The following is a 21,157-nucleotide window of genomic DNA, read 5'->3' on the forward strand; positions in this document are numbered from 1 at the left end:
TGGAGGAATAGAAAATGAACCAATTAAAAGGAATTCACCACGTTACAGCGATTACAAGTAGTGCAGAAAAGAACTATGAATTTTTCACTCATGTTTTAGGAATGCGTTTAGTTAAAAAAACGGTAAACCAAGATGATATTCAAACGTACCATTTATTCTTTGCAGATGATAAAGGTAGTGCCGGAACAGATATGACATTCTTTGACTTCCCAGGTGTTCCAAAAGGAGTACACGGTACAAATGAAATTTCAAAAACTTCATTCCGTGTTCCAACGGATGCAGCATTATCATATTGGGTGAAACGCTTTGATCGTCTTGAAGTGGAACATACAGGAATTAAAGAGCAATTTGGTAAGAAAACTCTTTCTTTCGTTGATTTTGATGATCAACACTATCAATTAATCTCGGATGAAGTTGATAAAGGGGTAGAATCAGGTACACCATGGCAAAACGGGCCAGTGCCATTAGACTATGCAATTACTGGTTTAGGACCTGTATTTATTCGTATCGCAAACTTTAGTTTCTTTAAAGAAGTGTTAGAAAAAGTTCTATTATTTAAAGAGATTGCTCAAGAAGGAGAATTCTATTTATTTGAAGTGAATGAAGGTGGAAACGGTGCATCTGTCATTGTAGAACATAATACAGTTCTTCCTGAAGCACAACAAGGTTTTGGTACAGTTCACCATGCTGCATTCCGTGTAGAAGATCGCGCTGTATTAGAAGAATGGATTGAAAGAATAGGTAGCGTTGGTCTCCCTTCATCTGGTTATGTAAATCGTCACTTCTTCGAGTCATTATACGCAAGAGTTGCACCGCAAATTTTATTTGAATTCGCAACAGACGGTCCTGGTTTTATGGGAGATGAGCCATACGAAACACTTGGAGAAAAATTATCTTTACCTCCATTCCTAGAGCCAAAACGTGAAGAAATTGAAAAATTAGTTCGTCCAATTGATACAGTGAGAAGTACAAAGGAATTTATTAAAGAGTAAAAATAGAGATAATAAGTAGGAGAGCAAGTAGTTTTAGCGAATAGCTGAAATTGCTTGCTTTTTTATTGGTCGATAAAAATTCTGATAATTATTTCTCAAGTTTTGTAATAGGAAATGTTTAGTATAATAACAATAAAATATTAAAAATTCTGATAATAATTTTTCAATACATGCTAATGGGCGATGATATACAATTTGAATAATTGTATAAATATCCCAAATTTATAAATTGGGGCAAGGGGGACGCGAGGTATGGGAGCAGATGTAGTAACGAAGGAGCAAATGAAACATTTTTTAGATGATTGGTATCGTGTAATGTTGCAGCAACATATAGAGAAAGCTACAGAAATGAAAGAGGAGATTGATAGTAAGATTAGTGGTTTGGAAGTGGATCAAGATGTATCGCTTTATCATGCGTTATTGAAATTCAGATATGATGCATTAGTTGATTGGATTGCAGTTAGAGAAGATAGTTTTGATAAAGTAGAATCTTTCGGAATTCCGACAGAAGGCTTTCTAGCGTATTACTATCACTTCTTTAAAGGATTTCATTGTACATTAATTTCAAATTATAACGAAGCGAAAGAACAGTATGAAAAAGCTGAGAAGTTATTGAAATATATTGCAGATCCGATAGAGCATGCAGAGTTTAATTATCGGATGGGGAACTTTCATTATCATTCCTATCAACAAATTAATGCGATTGATTATTTGAAAAAGGCAAAAGAAGATTTTATGAAGCAATCAGGATATGAGATTAATTTTGCCTTATGTGAGAATATTTTAGGGTTATGCTATGTTGATTTAAATCAATTTGAGTTAGCAGAGGAGATATTTAATAATTCATTAAATGTTTTTCAACAAATTAATCATGAAAAATATATTTTAATGGTTAGAAATAACTTAGGGTTGCTATATGCAAATCAGAATTTATCTGAGTTAGCCATTCGCCATTTATCCGAAGTAACAAAGAAAGCTCCTAATCATTTTAGGGCACTGTACTTGGAGGCTGATGAATATTTAAAAATAAAAGAATTTGAAAAAGCGAGTGCCATAATAAGTAAAGGATTGCATATTTGTAATCAGTTGAAGAATCAAGAATATCAATACCGATTCATGGTTTTAAATGAAATGAATACAAATATTGATGCATTAGAAGAGGTTGTTATAGCAGGTATTTCTTACTTTGAAAGAGAAGAGTTATTTGACTGTATTCAGGAATATACAGAACGCTTAGCAGATAAATTTTATGATATAAACAATCATGAAAAGGCTAGTAAATATTATCGTATGAGTAAAGAAGCGAGGCAAAAACAGATGACAAAAGGGGCGTTAAAGTAATGAAAAAAATTGTGTTAACAGTAATTGGATTTGCATTTACTTTCTCAGTTTTAGGTTCCCATGATTTTAATGCTATTGCTCTTAATAAGGGAGATACAGGTGGAGCGCCAGCAGGACCAGAGTATTCTGGTTTTAATAAGGGAGATACAGGTGGAGCACCAGCAAGACCAGACTACGTTAACATTGGAGACACGGGTGGAGCACCTGCAGATAATAGAGGCGACGGCGGCGGAGTAAGCCAACTATAATAAAAATAAAGAAGGGACTTCATATGGAAGTCCCTTCTTTATTTTTTGGCCATGCAGAGAAAAGAATTGACTTACTTTTAATATGTAACTATAATAGTTACAAAGTAACCATCAGTAATAGAGATGAGTTATATTTTTTTTATATAATTGTAACTGATTCAGTTACAATTAAAAATCAATCATAAAACAACCAAAAAATGTAAAAACTTTAAATAGCAACATGAGAAAGGAGACGGAAATTTTGAAACGGTTTCAGTTTTATATGATTAGCGGTATTGTGCTCGTTTTGTTAGTAGTATGTAACTTCGTCGATAAGCCGATTGCGAAGGTTAGAGAAGTGAAAGATACTGTTATGATGAAGCTGAATACGAAAGAGAGTATGGCACAGATTGATGGGCAGACGATTTACTTTAAGCAAATTGGTGAGGGGAAGCCGCCTTTACTTATGCTTCATGGATTTGGTGGTTCTTCAGATGGGTTTAGTGATATATATCCGGAACTTGCGAGAGATCATACGATTATTGCAGTTGATATTTTAGGATTTGGGCGTTCTTCTAAGCCGGTTGATTTTCAGTATTCGTTTCCTGCGCAAGTAAATTTATATTATAAGTTAATGAAGAAGCTCGGATACGATCAGTTTGCGGTACTTGGTCATTCGATGGGGGGAGAGATGTCCCTTAATTTAGCGTATTTATATCCGGACGCAGTGACACATCTCGTTTTGGCGGATTCTACAGGAATCGAGTCTTTCCAGCAAAAAGAAAGTTATGAAGTGTCGCCCTTATCAACGGATCTTCAAACAGTAACAGAGATTACGGATTATAATAAAAATGAAGTGAAAAATAGTCGTGATGATAAAGAGCATTACGATCAGCTTACGAAAATGAGAGAGCGCCGCATTGCGATGGAGGCCGATAAAATTAAAGTACCGACTTTAATTATATGGGGACGACATGATAAGAGCGTTTCTTGGAAAAACGGTGAGCTGTATCATCAGTTATTTACAAATAGTACATTTCATATTATTGAAAAAGGATACCATGCTCCGTTCCGCCAAGAGCCAATCGAATTTATGGAATATGTACAAGCATTTTTCTCAAAGCATCCACAATAAAAAGTTTTTAAGCATAAATCCACTTCTTTCCTCATACAGTGAAACTAATAAGGCTTGTCTAAAGAAAGGAATGAAGTGATTTGGAAATTTTACCATGGTGGGTTTATCTTGTAATTGTTGGGATTGTACTAAGTGGCTACATGGTTTTATATACTTCAAAAAAAGAGCAAGAGATGGATAATGAGTTTATTGAAAAAGAAGGCGAAGTATATATGAAACGTTTAGAAGAAGAGCGTGAGAAACGTAATCAGGATAGTGATAAGGATTCGGTATTACTTTAATAGAAACTTTTGAAGAAGAGAAAAGAGTTTAGTTTCTCTTCTTTTTATTGTTCGGGAAATTATTATAGAAGAAAAATATAAAAATTTGCATGACATAAAGTGCGCAATGGCTCTATGTTAAGGTGTAACGCATAAGTTGCGTAGGTTATGCAACGATAACTAGCTTTACTCTTCATCATTTGTTTGACCATACTAGGCGTAGAGAGGTGATAAACGCAGTATGATTTTTAGCGAGCGTTTAAAAGAAGAAAGGGAAAAAAGAAATTGGTCGCAAAATGATTTGGCTGAAAAACTTCATGTAAGTAGGCAGTCTGTTTCGAAATGGGAAACAGGAAAGAACTATCCGAGCATTGAAATTATTATTCATTTAAGCGATCTGTTCGGTATTACGATTGATGAGTTATTGAGGAGTGATGAAGAGTTGACACAGAAAGTTATTGAAGATAGTAAGCAATTGGCATATCCAAAATGGAAGGTGTTTTTTGATAGTTTATTTATAATGGGCGTATTTTTGTTTGTTACAAAAATCGTTGTGTGGATGTTAAATAAGTTTGCAGGAGCGAGCATTACAATTGTAGCAGACGCACCGTATATGATGAACTTTCTACCTCTTATATTAATGATCGTAGGTGGCACGGTTTCTGATAAGTTGAAGAAAAGATATAAATAGAGGAAAGGTTTGAAAGAAATTCCCTACACTAGCTGTTCTTTTCATATAAATTGTGTACTATAAAGGATAGGATGATATAAAGAAGGGGACATTTAGAATGGAATTTCATGAACAAAAGATTTTGCCAGCAGTGAGGCAAATTAAAGACTTGGAAAAGCTATTACATAGTTCGTATGAATATATTGTTATTTTAGATATTCATGTTGGTCAATTGAAGAGTGTTGTTTCACTCGCGAAGCAACACGGTAAAAAGGTGTTTTTACATGTTGATTTGATCCATGGGTTACAAAGTGATGGGCATGCGACGGAGTTTTTATGCCAAGAATATAAACCGTACGGGTTATTGTCAACAAAGGCGAGCGTAATTATGAAGGCGAAGCAAAAGGGTGTCGTCTCCATTCAACGCATCTTTTTGATTGATTCTAGTGCGATGGAAAAGAGCTGTAATTTGTTAGAAAAGACGAAACCGGATTATATAGAGGTGCTTCCTGGTGCGCTAACGGATGTGATCGCTGAAGTGAAAGAGCGTACAGGTGTACCGATTTTAGCGGGTGGTTTTATTCGTACTGTGGAGGATGTTGAAAGAGCTTTACATGCTGGTGCGACAGCGATTACGACATCGAAAAAAGAATTATGGAAACATTACCAAAAAAAGTGACGAAAATGTGAAAAGATTCTGTTGACACCGCTTTCATTAACGGTTAACATTATAGACAAGTTAATAAACGTGACGGAGAAAAGAAGAGATCCACATTTCATTGTTTCTATATACTTTTATATAGAAGCGTGTAAGCTGTGGATCTTTTTCTTTTGAAAAAAACGAATGGCCATTCATTTTACCTCTATCACATTTGAAAGCATTTAAATTGATTGTGGAGGGATTTTATGTCAGCATTTTTAGGGGAATTAATAGGGACAGCGTTGTTAATCGTACTTGGTGGCGGCGTTTGTGCTGGTGTAAGTTTAAAGAAGTCGTTTGCGAAAGATTCTGGTTGGATTGTAATTACAATGGGCTGGGGCTTAGCGGTAGCGGTTGCAGCGTATGCGGTTGGATCAATTAGTGGGGCACATTTGAATCCAGCTTTAACGATAGGACTAGCATTTAAGGGAGCGTTCCCATGGAGTGACGTACCAGGTTATATCGCAGCACAAATGATTGGGGCAATTATCGGGGCAATTATCGTATATTTACACTATTTACCACATTGGAAAGAAACAGAAGATCCAGGAACAAAGTTAGGCGTATTTGCAACAGGTCCAGCAATTCCGAACACATTTGCAAACCTTTTAAGTGAAATGATTGGAACATTCGTTTTAGTATTTGGTATATTAGCAATTGGAGCAAATAAATTTGCAGATGGATTAAATCCATTTATCGTAGGTTTCTTAATTGTAAGTATTGGTTTATCATTAGGTGGAACAACAGGATACGCAATCAACCCGGCTCGTGATTTAGGTCCGCGTATTGCACACTTCTTCCTTCCGATTGCAGGAAAAGGCGGTTCAAACTGGAAGTATGCATGGATTCCAGTAGTTGGTCCGATTTTAGGTGGATCACTTGCAGGTTTATTCCATCAAGTTGTATTTGAAGGAAAACAAAATTCAGCACTTATTTATGTAATTATTGCAACTGTGGTTGTACTAGCAATCTCATATATGACAAGTAAAAAAAGTGGAAGCACTACAAATAATAGAAAAGTAGCATAGGGGGAAACCGATATGAAAAAATATATTCTTTCATTAGACCAAGGAACAACTAGCTCACGCGCAATTCTTTTCAATAAAGCAGGGGAAATCGTTCATTCAGCTCAAAAAGAATTTACGCAACATTTTCCAAAGCCAGGCTGGGTAGAACATAATGCACAAGAAATTTGGGGATCTATTTTAGCAGTTATCGCAACTTGCTTAAGTGAAGCGGATGTAAAACCAGAGCAAATCGCAGGTATCGGTATTACGAACCAACGTGAAACAGCGGTTGTATGGGATAAAACGACTGGTAAACCAATTTATAACGCAATCGTATGGCAATCTCGTCAAACAATGGAGATTTGTGATGAGTTAAAAGAAAAAGGTTATAGCGAAATGGTTCGTGAAAAAACAGGTCTTTTAATTGACGCATACTTCTCTGGTACGAAAGTAAAATGGATTTTAGATAACGTTGAAGGTGCAAGAGAAAAAGCAGAAAACGGTGAGTTATTATTCGGAACAATTGATACGTGGCTTGTATGGAAACTATCTGGTGGTAAAGCGCACGTAACAGACTACTCAAATGCATCACGTACATTAATGTTTAACATTCACGACTTACAGTGGGATGATGAGCTTCTAGACATGTTAACAGTACCAAAGAGCATGCTTCCTGAAGTACGTCCATCATCTGAAATATATGGTGAAACAATTGATTATCACTTCTTCGGTCAAAATATACCGATTGCAGGTGTAGCTGGTGACCAGCAAGCAGCATTATTTGGACAAGCTTGTTTCGGTGAAGGTATGGCGAAAAATACTTACGGAACTGGTTGCTTCATGTTAATGAACACAGGTGAAAAAGCAGTAGCTTCTGAGCACGGTCTATTAACAACAATTGCATGGGGTTTAGATGGTAAAGTAAACTACGCATTAGAAGGAAGTATTTTCGTAGCAGGTTCTGCAATTCAGTGGTTACGTGACGGAATGCGCATGTTTAAAGATGCAAGTGAGAGTGAAGTGTACGCATCACGCGTTGAATCAACTGATGGTGTATACGTTGTACCAGCATTCGTAGGACTCGGAACACCTTACTGGGATAGTGAAGTACGCGGCGCTATGTTTGGCGTAACACGCGGTACGACGAAAGAGCACTTCATTCGTGCGACGCTAGAATCTTTAGCATACCAAACGAAAGATGTACTTTGTGCAATGGAAGCAGATTCAGGTATCGAACTAAATACATTACGCGTTGATGGCGGAGCAGTTAAGAATAACTTCTTAATGAAGTTCCAAAGTGATATTTTAGAAGTTCCTGTAGAGCGTCCAGTGATCAATGAAACGACAGCTTTAGGTGCAGCATACTTAGCAGGTCTTGCGGTTGGATATTGGAAAAACCAAGATGAAATTAAAGCGCAGTGGCATATGGACAAACGCTTTGAACCAACGATGGAAGCGGAAACAAGCGAAGAGCTATATGCTGGATGGAAAAAAGCAATTGAAGCAACAAAAGCTTTCAAATAATCATAAACAGTGTTATAATGATGACAAGTTAATAATTCGGTAGGAGATTTGGAGAGACCACAACACGCTATAGAGGCGAAATCTATAGCGGAGTTCGTGGTCTCTTTTTTCGTTATCAAAGGGAGGAATTACCATGAAATTTTCAAGTAAACAACGTAAAGACGTATTAAACGGAGTAAATAAACAAGAGTTAGATGTGATCGTAATTGGTGGAGGTATTACTGGTTCTGGTATTGCATTAGATGGGGCAACACGCGGGTTATCAACAATTGTGTTTGAAATGCAGGACTTTGCAGCAGGTACATCAAGTCGTTCTACGAAACTTGTACACGGTGGTCTACGTTATTTAAAACAACTTGAAGTGAAAATGGTAGCAGAGGTGGGGAAAGAGCGTGCGATCGTATATGAGAACGGTCCCCATGTAACAACACCAGAGTGGATGTTACTTCCGTTCCATACAGGCGGTACGTTCGGATCATTCAGTACATCAATTGGTCTTCGTGTATACGACTTCTTAGCAGGTGTAAAACGAAGCGAGCGCAGAAAAATGTTTAACCGTGAAGAAACATTAAACAAAGAGCCTCTTGTGAAAAAAGAAGGATTAAAAGGCGGCGGTTACTACGTAGAATATCGTACAGACGATGCGCGTCTTACAATTGAAGTAATGAAAGAAGCAATTGAGCATGGTGCGAAAGCTGTTAACTACGCAAAAGTAGACAGTTTCTTATATAAAGATGGAAAAGTATGCGGTGTACGTGTAATCGATTTACTAGACGGAGAAGTGTACGAAGTTTACGGTAAGAAAATTGTAAACGCAGCTGGTCCTTGGGTAGATACACTTCGTGAAAAAGATAACTCGAAAAAAGGAAAAGTACTTCAGTTATCAAAAGGTGTTCACTTAGTAATTGATCAAAAACGTTTCCCATTAGGTCAAGCAATTTACTTCGATACACCAGATAAACGTATGGTGTTCGCGATTCCTCGTGGCGGAAAAACATACGTAGGTACAACAGATACGTTCTATGATAAAGATGCAGCTGTACCACACATGACAACAGAAGATCGCACATACATTATTAATGCGATTAACTACATGTTCCCAAGCGTGAAAATTACGGAAAAAGATGTTGAATCAAGCTGGGCTGGTGTACGTCCATTAATTTATGAAGAAGGTAAAAATGCATCTGAAATTTCTCGTAAAGATGAAATTTGGACTTCTGAATCTGGTTTAATTACAATCGCTGGTGGTAAATTAACAGGATACCGCAAAATGGCTGAGATGGTAGTAGACTACGTAACAAACTTACTACAAAAAGAAGGTCATAGTGCATATCCGAAGAGTGACACGAAACATATGCCAATCTCTGGTGGACATGTAGATGGTTCACACGGATTCCCAGCATTCGTTGCGAAAAAAGCAGACGAAGGTACGAAATCTGGTTTAACGAAAGCGCAAGCAGAAGAGTTCGCGAAATTCTACGGCTCTAACGTTGACGTACTATTCGACTTAGCGAAAAAACATAAAGACGAAGCGAAAGAATATAACATGCCGCTTGACGTTCTAATCCCACTTGTATACGCAATGGATTACGAAATGACAGCAAAACCAGTAGACTTCTTCGTACGCCGCAGAGGTGCTGTATTCTTCAACATCCACTGGGTATACGAGTGGAAAGAAGCAGTAATCAACTACATGGCTGCGAAACTAGGCTGGAGCAAAGAAGAACAAATGAAATACACAGCAGAATTAGAAAAAGCATTAACAGACGCTGTAATTCCTGTAGATCAACAAGAGCAGGCAGCTGCGTTAGCTTAAAATAGAGAACCACCTGAAGGAGAGCCCTTTAGGTGGTTTTTCTCTTGACTAAAAATAAATAAAATGTGTTACAATGATGATAGAGTATATAGTATGGATTTTGCATAAAATAAAGAAGACAGAAGCCTGAGAAACTTCTGCCTTGTGTAACCTAACTTGCTATTGTGGTGGTAGTAGGTGCGGTTATAAGACAATTACATTAACGTTTTAGCCGAGAACCGCCCTTACCTTTTCCACGAAGCAGGGTGGTTCTCGCTTTTTTGTATACAGAAATTAGCCACGGACCGACGTATCTTCTACCGATGACAACGCCAGCTCCGGTTAGGATACCATACACTAATTTAATTACAAACATCGCGATCATATTATCACCTCCCCCCTTTTTTCAAAATGGAAGAGATGATTACCACACCTACTAGTTATAGCGTTAGTAAGTTACTTTTTAATTGTATTATTTTTCAAAATAAGGGACAAGACATATATGTAAAAATAAATGACTCATTCGTGTGTAAAGTGAGGGGGCGATGAGCAAATAAAGATTGATTTTACTCATAGTAAAGAAAAATTAAGAGTTCAAAAAACGGTATGGACATTGCTAACCGTTCTTTTTTTTATGAATGTATAAAACTTTTCCATAGAGTGCGGCGTCTAATATATGGGAAGGAGGAAATAGTGTGGATGAATTAACAGTAGAGATGTTTGAAATAGAAGATAAAGAGGACACCTTGATGATGATCAAGGTGTTTTTGTTATATGTAAAAAGAATTCACTATTTTGATTAAGTACAAACGTAAATAGATAGCAAAAGAGGGTTATGATAAATAACCCTCTTTTCGTGTTTAAATAAGTGCACTTGCTTTTATAGAAGTACATAATTCAGAACGAGAGATTGATTCAGCTAGTTGTTGTAAATAGGCGTATTCTTCCGCATCTTTTTCAGAAGTGTTAGGATCTAATAAATGAGAAGAAAGAAGTACATCAATTGTCAGTATATCCGAATCATGAGAAATGACTTTATACCCTGCAAATACAGGGTATTTTAAATCTTTTACTTTTTGAATCATCTGATGGAAATTCGTAACGTTTATATTGATTTTTGCTAATGGAAAGCATTTTTCGGTAGGATTCTCGATGGTCTTTCTAATTTTATAATCGTATACGTAGCAGTACTTTTCTTGCTGCTCAAGTGCTTGTAATTCCTTCGTTAATAAGTGGTATTTATCTGTAAGTCCAGTTGTGAGTGCATCGTTTTCTTCTCCAACTACTAATGTGAAAAGTGTTGGTGATGAAATTGAAATGGTGCGGACGTTTAAATCAATAAAAGTGGGGTTCAATTGTAAAATGGTATGTAATTTTTCGGTAGGAAACTCACCGTCATAAATAGCAATGAAATAATGATTCATTTTTCCACTCCTTATTTTTTCTAAAATGATATATTCTATTTTGAAGTTGTAAATCCTGCATAAAAAAGAAACACCTTGATTCGTATCAAGGTGTTGTAATAAGTTCAAAGCTCTCTGAAGCAGCCCCGAGTATAAAAGGACTAACCTCGCCAACGCTATAAAGTTGTAATTCATGCATAGCTCGCGTACAAGCAGTGTAAAACAATCTACGAACGCTCTCATCACTGTACACATCTTTAGAAGCATTATAAATAATAACAGCGTCAAATTCGATACCCTTCGCTAAGTAAGCCGGGATCACGACAATACCTTGCTCATACTCGGCGGAGTTACTTTTCACGAGTTTAATATTCTCGATATGATTAAGTGCTTCGTAGGCAGCGGCACTTTCAGCTGCGGATTTACATATAATTGCGATTGTATTATGCTGTTGTTTTTGAAGTTCAGCAACTTTGGAAGAAATACAGTCGTGCAGTTCGCTATCATTCGCTACTTTCGTTACTGTAGGCTTCTCACCGTCACGTTCAAATGCGTTAATGTTTTTTCCTTGCGGTACGAGAGCGCGTGTAAATTCAATAATCGGTTTTGTGGAACGATAGCTACGAGTTAAGTTGATGCCGTTCGTTTCATCGGGTCCGTATAAGCTAGTAAGTGTATTGAAGTTCACTGTTTCACTCGCATGGGCAAATATCGCTTGGTTAAAGTCTCCGAGCACTGTCATTTTTGCGGCAGGGAAGAGACGTTTTAAAAACTCGAACTGAAACGGAGAATAGTCTTGCGCTTCGTCTACGAGTACGTGTTTAATCGATCTATTCGTTTGGAAGCCTTCAATTAGTTCTTTTAAAAGTAAAAATGGAGTCGCATCCTCGTAATATAATTTTCCTTCATCAAGCATGTTCACAGTTAATGAGCAAATGTCGTCCCATTCTTTTGGCTTTTCTCCAGTAACCCATGATGCATCTGTGAAGAGTTGTTTATATATGCCTGTAAAATTGATGAAACGTAATGTTTGAACGCCTTTACGTAACGGCTTCAATTTTTTACGGACAATCATACGTCCAAGTACTTTCGTTTCTTTCTCATAATCATTAAAGGAGTTATCTTCAAACTCGCCTTTTTTCTGTAAGTATTTATAAGCTTTTTGATATTCATCTTTACTAAGTAATTCAATTTCTTCTTCTACCCATGGCTTTTTCAGTTCTGTTTTTTCGATTGCGTCTATTTGTTTGTTTAGCCAATCCGTTAACTTCTCGATTCTATTATGGAAGCGGAGGGAGGAATCCGTATTATAAAATTGCTCTGTAATTTCTTTAGCAGAGGCAATCAATTTCCCTCTAAATTTCATTCCTCTAAATAGCATGCCTGAAGATTCAAGAGATTGTCTGTACGCTCTAATCATCTCGAAAAATTGAGTAGATGCTTTAAATCGAATGCTCGCATTTCTCGTTTTATAAGCAGGGCTATTCGTTTCAGTTAGCATATATTCTAGTTGTTCATAAGGATCTTCAACATCAAACGATTTACTTAGTCTATGGTTTAAATATTCTTGGAATGTGACTTGCTGCATATTTTCTTCGCCGAGTTCTGGCAGTACGTTAGATACGTAACTGTTGAACATAGAGTTAGGGGAGAAGAGAATAATTTGGTCCGCTTTTAGCCATTCGCGATATTTATATAGTAAATAGGCAATACGTTGCAGGGCAGCTGACGTTTTACCACTACCAGCAGCTCCTTGCACGATAAGGAGTCGGCCTTCATCGTGACGAATAATTTCATTTTGCTCGCGCTGAATCGTAGCGACGATACTTTGCATATGTTTATTCGTACCTTTTCCAAGCGCCTGTTGCAGAATTTCATCGCCAATTGTAAGGCTCGTATCGAACATAGAATCAATCTCGCCATTTTGAATAATGTACTGTAATTTTTTCTCCACATTACCGCGAACTACGCCTCCTGGTGTTTTGTATTCAGCTGGTCCTGGTGGATAGTCGTAATAAACGCTCGAAATAGGTGCGCGCCAGTCGTATATGAGGAAGTTTTCTCCGCTAGCATCGGTAAGCGTAGCGACGCCGATATAAATTTCCTCTGCGGCAGGTTCACCTTCTTCTGTAAAATCAATGCGTCCGAAGTAAGGGGCTTTATGCATACGTCTTAGTGCAGCGAGTCGATTGAAAGTGTGCTTATGTGTAATTTGTGTTACAGCAAGGGACTGAGCTTGTTGCCTTAAGTTGATAACTGTTTCAAGATAATCATCAAAAGTATCAGTATTCACTTTCACGTCATCCCAGAAATGTTTACGAATATGGATTACTTCTGCCCGGCGTCTGCCAGTTTCGTTTTCCAGTTTATCAATTTGCTGCGTAATCGTTTCGATTACGGTATCCAATCTTTTTTGCTCTAGATCAAGTTTTTTGTTCATACGGTAGCACTCCTTTAAAAGTGAAAAATAGAGGTTGACTGAAGATGTGTTTTGGTGTACAATTAAGATACGGATAAATACGTTCTTTGCGTTTTGTAAAATGTGTTTCTGTACTAATTTAACATAGTTTTTTCATTTAATCAATGATAATAAGATAAACCTTGGTTCCATGCTACGTGGATCAAGGTTTTTTTGTTTTTGTAGAGGGAGTCACGCTTGTTGTCGTTTTTTGTCGGTAAGTCGATATATTTCGAAAATCGCCGATATAATTCATTCAGAGGACCAACTATATAATTTCATTTACCGAATCTGGATATAACTCCCGAGAGAAGAGGGTATACAAAAAAGCTCAGGCCTAAGCCCGAGCTTTTTATTTCATTATTTCTTTTCTTCTTTTTTCTCGTCAGCTTTTTTCTCTTCGAAAAGATCTTTCAAATCTTTATCGTCAACTTTTACGTCAGCTTTTTTGATTTCTTTCATCATAAGATCGTTCATGAATGCGCCATCTTGCATTTTCTTCGCAATTAGTTCTTTTTTGATGTCAGCTTTAGATTGTTCGAATGATTTTTCTGGCTCTTTAATGTCTGTAACTTTAATGATGTGGTAACCGAATTGTGTTTTTACAGGTTCGCTTACTTCATCTTTTTTCAGTTTATAAGCAGCATCTTCGAATTCTTTAACCATTTTACCATGTTCGAAGAATCCTAAGTCTCCGCCTTTTTCTTTTGAACCAGTATCTTCAGAGTATTGTTTCGCTAACTCTTCGAAAGATTTACCTTGTCCAAGTTCTTCTTTAACTTTCTTCGCAGTAGCTTCATCTTTTACAAGAATGTGGCTTGCTTTAATTTCAGGTTTGTAGTTTTCTTTTAGTTCTTTATCAGTGATTGTTTTTTCAATTGCTTTTTCTTGAGCTAATTGAGCACGTAACATATTTTTAAATGTTTCTTCTTTCATACCTTGTTGTTTTAACAGTGTATCGAATTGATCACCAACTTGTTTTTTCGTTTCATCGAGCTTTTTATCTACTTCTTTGTCGTCTACTTTGTAGTTTTTGATAAGTACTTTTTCCATAACCATACCTTGTAAGACTTGGCTACCAGCTTTTTGCTTCATTTCATTGTAGAAATCTTCTTTCGTAATATCACCAGCTTTAGAAGTAACAACTTTGTCTGATGATGATGTTCCACATGCTGATAATGCGATTACACTTGTTGCGGCTAAGGCAAGCATAGCTTTCTTCATTCAATAAACACTCCTACTATTATGTATTTTTAATTTATCCTACACCAATGAACTTAAGTTCATAAGAGCCCGATTAAGTCTCACTGATACTTTTGCTTTTTATATTGTTAAAGCGCGCTTAACAGGGCTTACCGAGGCTGAGGATAAAGTTTTGATGGATGTTATTTGTTCTATAGTATAAGCAATATGTACAAAGTTTAATATATCATATTTCGACTCGTTTTCATATTGATAAAGAAAAATTAACCATATCGTGTCAGATTTTGAAAGTGTGCCATATTGGGCGGATGCCGCATATACAGAATAGAGGAGGGGATGGGGATGAATTCTCAACTTATTTTATTACTTGTACTGTTTATTTTATTGGTTATAGTAGGTATAATTTGCTTATAGAGGAAAAAAGTGAGGAAGGGGCTTTCCTTCCTCACTTTCCATGAAATATAATTTCTATATAACTAGAAATTAATAAAATTGTTATACATACATTAATAACCCGAAAGACACCGGGCTGGCGGCTCGCAGCTATTTGTTTTCGTTCACACAGTGTATGTGTCATGAAATTCGTGTAAAATATAACAAGAAGTGCGAATGCGACAAAAACAACTGTTATAAGTGTCATGAGGCGAGACCTCCTTTTGGCTAAAATACATATACTTTATATATTGTATCATACGATATTTTGTTCGTGTTATAAAATTCAGAAATAGAAGACTTTGTGTTAGAAAGTGAGGGAGAAAATGGACGTTGTTAGAAGATTAGAACAAGCTGAATACTACGTAGACCTACTATTTAAAATGATTGATGAAGAAAAGTGTCCATTTTATTCTTTAATCATAAAGAAAAAAGCCCGTAAAAAAGATATTGAACGTATACTGAAACTTTGTGAAACATTGAACGAACAATATGTAGCGGAGAAAGCAGAAGGCCTTTTATTGTTCGATGCGCTGTTAGATCAATTTGAAAAAGCGCTTCCACATCAGCTCGAAGTAAACGAAACTGCGGAAGCGCTAGCAAAACAAGGTTTATTTAACCCACTTATGAATGAATTCTTACGCATGAGTGCGAAAAAATAAATAGATTATTTCTTAACTAACTTCTGATCGGATTCCGTAAAATTCTCCTCAATATCTTCTAATGATTTCTCAAAAATATCGATGAAGTCTTGTCCGTAAATATTGCGCAAGATAGCAATCAGCTCGATATTTTCTGGGAACTTCCCATAAAAATTACGAAGTGCAAGAGCCCCATTAAACACTGAATTACTTTCAGGGTCATACTCCTCCATTAAGCGAAGTAGTAATTCTTCCCCTTTATCTGTAATTTCAATGTACGTATTTCGTTTATCATCTTCTTTTTTCGAGAATACAAGATAGCCGCGTTCCTCAAGCTTTTTCGAGAAGTTAAACGCCGTTGATACGTGCATAACTCCAAACTTAGCAATCTCAGAAATAGAAGCCCCTTTTAAATGATAAGCGATTGTTAAAATATGATGCTCATTAATATTTAAATCGTAAGGTTTAATCCACATTTGCCAATCTTTCTCTACACATTTCCATAACGCTTTCGATAATTGAGCAATGCGTTGGCTGAAAATCATCGCTTCTTTTACCGAGTAATCTTTTTCTCCACTTTTCATTTACTCACCCACTTTAACATTCTTTTTCATTACTATCTATTATGCCAGTAAAATAAAAATTAATAAAGTCTTTTTGTGAGAATTGTGAAAATTTTTTAAAAAAATGACATTCTATACAAATCATGCATAACTATGGAAGCGGTTTATGAGTCGTGAGTACATGTGTTGTCCTTACATGTTAACGGCTAACATATATTGTAAATGCATAAAAACACGGCATATCTATGTGATATGCCGTGTTAAGGTCAATTTATATAAAAAATATTTGTTATATGCAAAAACTAAGCAGGAATTTGTTTACGCTTTTTCTGGAACAGCTTCTTGTAGTTTCTCAATTGACTTTTGAATGTCCAAAATTTCTTTTTCAATATGGCGCTTGTTTTGAGAAATATCTTGTTTCCAGTTAGAAAGCGTGTCTTGCATGTCGTCTTTTAATTCTTGAAACACTTCTTTACCTTCTGAAGCAGTTTCAACGATTTGACGCTTTAATAACTTTGTATCAGCTGTAATATCAGCTAAAGTCTTTTTAATATCATTTCCTTTTTCTTTTAACTTGCCGCGCATGGCTTTGCCAGAAGAAGGAGTAGAGAAAAGAACTGCTAATCCAGCAACTGCTCCGCCGCAAAGGACACCTGTAATAAAGGATTTAGCTTTTGACATAAAAAGAGACCTCCTTATTTTTCGTTCGTATTCATGATGTGAAATAGTATGCATATCTTTAAAACAAGAGAAAGAAAAGAGAACTTTTCCTTCTTGTAAGTGCGCTATGCACAGAAAAGTATACCCCGGTATATGGAGTGAAGAAACAAGCCTTGCAATATGTAATTACTTCGGGGAATTGGCTTGTTTTATGTATTACGTCTTCTTATAGTGTCACTATTTCACACTATTTGCAATTGTGTTTGCGATGTTTTGTAAATTTTCCATTGTATATTCATTTTGGTGTGATTTCCAAACGGCACCGAAACCATCGTTTTCACCGTAGCGTGGAATTAAATGAAGGTGGAAGTGGAACACAGTTTGTCCAGCTTTTTCACCGTTATTGTTAAGTAGGTTAAAGCCAACTGGATTAAACTCTGCTTTAATCGCATTTGCGATTTTTGGAACGACAGAAAAAATGTGTGATGCGATTTCTGGCGTTAACGCAAAAATGTCTTGTTTGTGAACTTTCGGAATAACAAGAGTATGTCCTTTTGTTACTTGACTAATATCTAAAAATGCAAGCACATGTTCATCTTCGTATACTTTTGAGCAAGGGATTTGCCCGTCAATGATTTTACAAAAAATACAATTGTCTGCTGTATGATTCATTGATCTCATCCTTTCAAATATCCTTAGCCGTATTTTACCATAATTACATAAGAGAACAAACACGAAAAACAGGAAGCTGAGTCAGCTTCCTGTTTTCTGAAGAGGGATTGAAAAAGCATTATCGTAATTTACGTTTCGCAGACACCCCATTTATTTAAGAAATGCATGGTAAATCGGCTAAAGTTTCTGCCGTAGACACCCCATTTTCAAGTGAAATGAATTGCAATCTTTTTAAAATGAAATTGTTTATTTTTTAAAACAGTATATGCTCTTTCGGAGACACCCCGTTTCGAAAATGAAACAAATAATCTGGTTATGTGTAAATTTCATTGTCCAACATGGACACCCCATTTCATGATGACTTCACTATGTTGTTATACTCATCAATTGGTGGTTGCTTTTTCAATGTGTTCCTTCTTCACTAATTATGATGTCCGCTTTCGTAAAAATATATGCTAACAAATTTAAATTTTTTTTGAACACATCGATACTATGTAGTACAGCGCAATTTTTGGTAAGATGAATATAGAATGAATACTAATGAAGAAAGTGGTGTCGTATGAGCGAGTTATTGCGTGTAGAAAATGTTACAGGAGGATATACGAAACGACCTGTATTAAAAGACGTTTCGTTCTCTGTTAATAAAGGCGAACTTGTCGGCTTAATCGGTTTAAATGGGGCTGGTAAAAGTACGACGATTAAACATATTATCGGTTTAATGGAACCGAAAAAAGGAACTGTCACAATTAATGGGAAAACAATTCGTGATGATATGACAGCGTACCGTTCTAGCTTTTCATTCATTCCAGAAACACCGGTATTATATGATGAGCTAACGCTAGAAGAGCATTTGAAATTAACAGCGATGGCGTACGGTGTCGATGAAAAACAGTACGAAGAACGTGTAGGACAACTATTACAAGAATTTCGTATGAAAAATCGTTTAAAATGGTTTCCATCTCATTTCTCAAAAGGGATGAAACAAAAGGTAATGATTATGAGTGCATTTTTAGTGGAGCCATCTCTTTACATAGTAGACGAACCTTTCGTTGGACTGGATCCGTTAGCAATTCAATCTCTACTTCAAATGATGGATCAAATGAAAAAGAGCGGCGCAGGTATTTTAATGAGTACACATATTTTAGCGACGGCAGAACGTTATTGTGATTCGTTCATTATTTTACATCAAGGCGAAGTAAGAGCGATGGGAACATTATCTGAACTGCAATCACAGTTTAATATGCCAGGTGCAACGTTAGATGATATTTATATTGCCTTAACAAAGGAAGAAGATTATGAATAGTACAGCATTATGGAAAGAACGATTTCGTCACTTTCTAAAAGAAGTTCGTACATATAGTAAATACGTATTTAACGATCATTTGAAATTTATTTTCGTGTTTATCATCGGTGCGGGAGCGTATTATTACCAACAATGGTTACAAACGTTAACACCTTCGTTTCCAACTGCGCTCGTGATGGCAGTGTTAATTGGACTAGTTTTAACAGCTGGATCAATGCAAACGTTATTAAAAGAAGCAGACCTTGTTTACTTACTGCCAGTTGAAGAGAAGCTAAAGCCTTACTTCACAAAGGCCTTTCTCTTTACGTTTATGATTCAGTTATACATAATCGCAATCGTAGCAGCTGCGCTTGCCCCGTTATACTTCCAGCAAATGAAGCAAACAGGAGCGGCTTACATATGGATTGTAATCGCGTTTGTTATTGTGAAAGCTTGGAATTTATTTATAGCGTGGGAAAAGTCCTTTTTAACAGATCAAAATGTACAAAAGGCGGATTGGTTCATACGTTTTATCTTAAACGGTTTATTTGTATATTTCCTTGTAGAACGTACTTCAGTTCTTTTTATTGGCGGAATTGTTCTATTCATGGTGTTATACCTTGCTATCATGCATCAAATGGTGAAAGGGAAGCCACTGAACTGGGAGTATTTAATTTCTGAAGAAGGTAAAAAGATGATGTTACTGTACCGCATTGCGAATATGTTCGTTGATGTACCAGCATTAAAAGAGAGAGTATCCCGCAAGAAATGGCTTGATTTCATTCTTTCGATAATCGGCGAAAAGCGTACATATTTATACTTATATACGAGAACATTTTTAAGATCAGGTAACTATTTTGGATTATATGTGCGTTTGCTCGCTCTTGGAGGAGTTATTCTTTACTTCATTCCATTTTTATATGGACGATTCATCGTGAGTTTTATCTTCCTATACTTAATCGGCTATCAGCTATTAACTTTATGGAAACATCACCGCATGAAAATTTGGCTTGATTTGTATCCAGTAAAGGTAGATGAAAAGAAGAAAGATTTTCTTACTTTATTAAACGCGATTCTAATCATCGGGAGCGTAATCTTTACAGTTATATTTGCACTAGCAACGAAAGATTTCATGATGACAGGAATTTTACTTATCGTAAGCATATTATTTAGTATCGGTTTCGTTTACCAATACGGGGCGAAGCGCATTGAGCGTTTAAATTGAAAGGAATGAACCTATGATTACATATGAAGAGAAGGTTATAAAAGAATTGGAGCAGTGGAAAGCTACATTCATGAAAGATTCTTCTATGATGACACGGTTCTCCAAAAAAGTGCAGACGAAAGTACAACAGCTCATTCCGGCGAAAGTACAAAAGGTGTTAACAGAGACGATTCGTATGATGGTGCAAACGATCAGCGCCGGATCAAACTTTATAAAGCCGAAATTAAAAGAGACGACATGGTCACTGCAAAGACGTGACGATGAAGTACGCAAAAAAATGGATGAGTACAAAAAAATAGCAGCGGCGGAAGGGGCTGGGACTGGAGCTGGTGGTATTCTCCTTGGCCTTGCTGACTTTCCGCTTTTACTCGGCATTAAAATTAAATTTTTATTCGATGCAGCAACGTTGTACGGATTTGATACGAGTAACAAAGAAGAGCGCCTTTTTATCCTTCACGTTTTCCAACTCGCCTTTTCAAGTGATGATCATCGAAAAGAAATATGGAAAGCCATCGAAACGTGGGATACAGAAGAAGAAAATCATATGGACTGGGAAAAGTTCCAAACAGAGTACCGAGACTATATCGATTTAGCAAAAATGCTTCAGCTCGTACCGATAATCGGTGCCCCGGTCGGCGCATATGCGAACTATCAATTACTGCAAAGACTTGGAGAAGTGACGATGAATTGTTATCGTATGCGATTGTTGAATAGGGATTAAAAAGAAGGCGTCCTACATGTGTAATGTAGGACGCCTTTTCTTAGAAGCCAAGTCCACTATAGCTAGCTCCAACTATAATTAATACGATAAAGAGTACAATGATGAATGGAAATCCGCTCTTACCAGCTTGTCCAGCTTCACCGCCGCCAGTTCCGCCGCTACCGCCTTTACCACCAAGTCCCATATGAACATCCTCCTTATTGTTATATATTGCTTTTACTTTATGTTTTTCTACATTTACCAATA

23 protein-coding genes are annotated in these 21,157 nt (G+C 36.5%); 14 read left to right on the top strand and 9 right to left on the bottom strand.

Annotated elements, in window-relative coordinates; translation table 11 throughout:
- Positions 1-14 precede the first annotated feature (14 nt).
- From MHB70_RS04310 to glpD, 10 genes are all read left to right on the top strand, one after another.
- Positions 15-992, top strand: coding sequence for a ring-cleaving dioxygenase (locus MHB70_RS04310; RefSeq protein ID WP_001072583.1), 978 nt, complete (start codon positions 15-17; stop codon positions 990-992).
- Between the two features lie 252 nt (positions 993-1,244).
- Positions 1,245-2,333 (top strand): response regulator aspartate phosphatase, encoded by a 1,089-nt coding sequence (locus tag MHB70_RS04315; RefSeq protein ID WP_061529384.1) that lies wholly within the window; start codon positions 1,245-1,247, stop codon positions 2,331-2,333.
- Positions 2,333-2,581 (top strand): hypothetical protein, encoded by a 249-nt coding sequence (locus tag MHB70_RS04320; RefSeq protein ID WP_000725083.1) that lies wholly within the window; start codon positions 2,333-2,335, stop codon positions 2,579-2,581. The genes MHB70_RS04315 and MHB70_RS04320 overlap by 1 nt, the downstream gene beginning before the upstream one ends.
- A 241-nt stretch (positions 2,582-2,822) precedes the next feature.
- The gene (locus MHB70_RS04325) at positions 2,823-3,695 is read left to right on the top strand and encodes an alpha/beta fold hydrolase (protein ID WP_061529383.1); all 873 of its coding nucleotides are present in this window, start codon (positions 2,823-2,825) and stop codon (positions 3,693-3,695) included.
- An 80-nt stretch (positions 3,696-3,775) separates the two neighbouring features.
- Positions 3,776-3,976, top strand: coding sequence for a sporulation YhaL family protein (locus MHB70_RS04330; RefSeq protein WP_000404439.1), 201 nt, complete (start codon positions 3,776-3,778; stop codon positions 3,974-3,976).
- Positions 3,977-4,196: 220 nt separating this feature from the next.
- Positions 4,197-4,646 (top strand): helix-turn-helix domain-containing protein, encoded by a 450-nt coding sequence (locus tag MHB70_RS04335; protein ID WP_000577654.1) that lies wholly within the window; start codon positions 4,197-4,199, stop codon positions 4,644-4,646.
- 97 nt (positions 4,647-4,743) lie between these two features.
- Positions 4,744-5,304, top strand: a complete 561-nt coding sequence (gene glpP / locus MHB70_RS04340; protein ID WP_000394289.1) for a glycerol uptake operon antiterminator GlpP — start codon at positions 4,744-4,746, stop codon at positions 5,302-5,304.
- 227 nt (positions 5,305-5,531) lie between these two features.
- On the top strand, positions 5,532-6,353 hold the full coding sequence (gene glpF, locus MHB70_RS04345) for a glycerol uptake facilitator protein GlpF (protein WP_001272191.1): 822 nt from the start codon (positions 5,532-5,534) through the stop codon (positions 6,351-6,353).
- Positions 6,354-6,365: 12 nt separating this feature from the next.
- Positions 6,366-7,856: a glycerol kinase GlpK gene (gene glpK / locus MHB70_RS04350; protein ID WP_000759975.1), complete on the top strand. Its 1,491-nt coding sequence runs from the start codon at positions 6,366-6,368 to the stop codon at positions 7,854-7,856.
- A 133-nt stretch (positions 7,857-7,989) separates the two neighbouring features.
- Positions 7,990-9,672 carry an aerobic glycerol-3-phosphate dehydrogenase gene (gene glpD / locus MHB70_RS04355; protein ID WP_000672820.1) on the top strand — a complete coding sequence of 561 codons (1,683 nt, stop codon included), beginning with the start codon at positions 7,990-7,992 and terminating at the stop codon, positions 9,670-9,672.
- A gap of 199 nt (positions 9,673-9,871) precedes the next feature.
- Here the strand turns inward: glpD and MHB70_RS04360 are convergent, their stop codons facing one another.
- The 5 genes from MHB70_RS04360 to MHB70_RS04385 all read right to left on the bottom strand — a co-directional run bounded on the left by MHB70_RS04360 (position 9,872) and on the right by MHB70_RS04385 (position 15,355).
- On the bottom strand, positions 9,872-10,036 hold the full coding sequence (locus MHB70_RS04360; RefSeq protein ID WP_000561154.1) for a hypothetical protein: 165 nt from the start codon (positions 10,034-10,036) through the stop codon (positions 9,872-9,874).
- A 475-nt stretch (positions 10,037-10,511) separates the two neighbouring features.
- Positions 10,512-11,075, bottom strand: a complete 564-nt coding sequence (locus MHB70_RS04365; RefSeq protein ID WP_061529382.1) for a hypothetical protein — start codon at positions 11,073-11,075, stop codon at positions 10,512-10,514.
- A gap of 85 nt (positions 11,076-11,160) precedes the next feature.
- Positions 11,161-13,494 (bottom strand): RNA polymerase recycling motor HelD, encoded by a 2,334-nt coding sequence (gene helD / locus MHB70_RS04370; RefSeq protein WP_001035451.1) that lies wholly within the window; start codon positions 13,492-13,494, stop codon positions 11,161-11,163.
- A gap of 378 nt (positions 13,495-13,872) precedes the next feature.
- Positions 13,873-14,736 carry a peptidylprolyl isomerase PrsA gene (prsA, locus tag MHB70_RS04375; RefSeq protein ID WP_000710079.1) on the bottom strand — a complete coding sequence of 288 codons (864 nt, stop codon included), beginning with the start codon at positions 14,734-14,736 and terminating at the stop codon, positions 13,873-13,875.
- A gap of 424 nt (positions 14,737-15,160) precedes the next feature.
- A complete protein-coding gene (locus tag MHB70_RS04385; protein WP_000172690.1) occupies positions 15,161-15,355 on the bottom strand; it encodes a hypothetical protein in 195 nt (64 codons plus the stop codon).
- Between the two features lie 118 nt (positions 15,356-15,473).
- Between MHB70_RS04385 and MHB70_RS04390 the strand changes: the two genes are divergently transcribed.
- Entirely contained in the window at positions 15,474-15,809 is a 336-nt protein-coding gene (locus MHB70_RS04390; RefSeq protein ID WP_000383648.1) for a DUF1878 family protein, read from the top strand.
- 5 nt (positions 15,810-15,814) lie between these two features.
- Here MHB70_RS04390 and MHB70_RS04395 read toward each other — a convergent pair whose 3' ends face one another.
- From MHB70_RS04395 to MHB70_RS04405, 3 genes are all read right to left on the bottom strand, one after another.
- Positions 15,815-16,372, bottom strand: coding sequence for an HTH-type transcriptional regulator Hpr (locus MHB70_RS04395; protein ID WP_000834919.1), 558 nt, complete (start codon positions 16,370-16,372; stop codon positions 15,815-15,817).
- Positions 16,373-16,669: 297 nt separating this feature from the next.
- Positions 16,670-17,032, bottom strand: coding sequence for a YtxH domain-containing protein (locus MHB70_RS04400; protein ID WP_000030306.1), 363 nt, complete (start codon positions 17,030-17,032; stop codon positions 16,670-16,672).
- 216 nt (positions 17,033-17,248) lie between these two features.
- A complete protein-coding gene (locus MHB70_RS04405; protein ID WP_001016837.1) occupies positions 17,249-17,683 on the bottom strand; it encodes an HIT family protein in 435 nt (144 codons plus the stop codon).
- A gap of 559 nt (positions 17,684-18,242) precedes the next feature.
- Here MHB70_RS04405 and ecsA point away from each other — a divergent pair.
- Genes ecsA through ecsC form a run of 3 tightly spaced genes read left to right on the top strand, consistent with a single transcriptional unit; the run spans position 18,243 to position 20,911 of the window.
- Positions 18,243-18,986 carry an ABC transporter ATP-binding protein EcsA gene (gene ecsA, locus MHB70_RS04410; protein ID WP_001292604.1) on the top strand — a complete coding sequence of 248 codons (744 nt, stop codon included), beginning with the start codon at positions 18,243-18,245 and terminating at the stop codon, positions 18,984-18,986.
- Positions 18,979-20,190, top strand: a complete 1,212-nt coding sequence (gene ecsB, locus MHB70_RS04415) for an ABC transporter permease EcsB (protein WP_001089113.1) — start codon at positions 18,979-18,981, stop codon at positions 20,188-20,190. The genes ecsA and ecsB overlap by 8 nt, the downstream gene beginning before the upstream one ends.
- 13 nt (positions 20,191-20,203) lie before the next feature.
- Positions 20,204-20,911: an ecs operon protein EcsC gene (gene ecsC, locus MHB70_RS04420; protein WP_000634139.1), complete on the top strand. Its 708-nt coding sequence runs from the start codon at positions 20,204-20,206 to the stop codon at positions 20,909-20,911.
- A gap of 40 nt (positions 20,912-20,951) precedes the next feature.
- Here the strand turns inward: ecsC and MHB70_RS04425 are convergent, their stop codons facing one another.
- The gene (locus MHB70_RS04425; RefSeq protein WP_079519487.1) at positions 20,952-21,095 is read right to left on the bottom strand and encodes a YjcZ family sporulation protein; all 144 of its coding nucleotides are present in this window, start codon (positions 21,093-21,095) and stop codon (positions 20,952-20,954) included.
- Positions 21,096-21,157 lie beyond the last annotated feature (62 nt).

This window comes from Bacillus sp. FSL M7-1020, assembly GCF_038050415.1.
GTDB lineage: Bacteria > Bacillota > Bacilli > Bacillales > Bacillaceae_G > Bacillus_A > Bacillus_A toyonensis.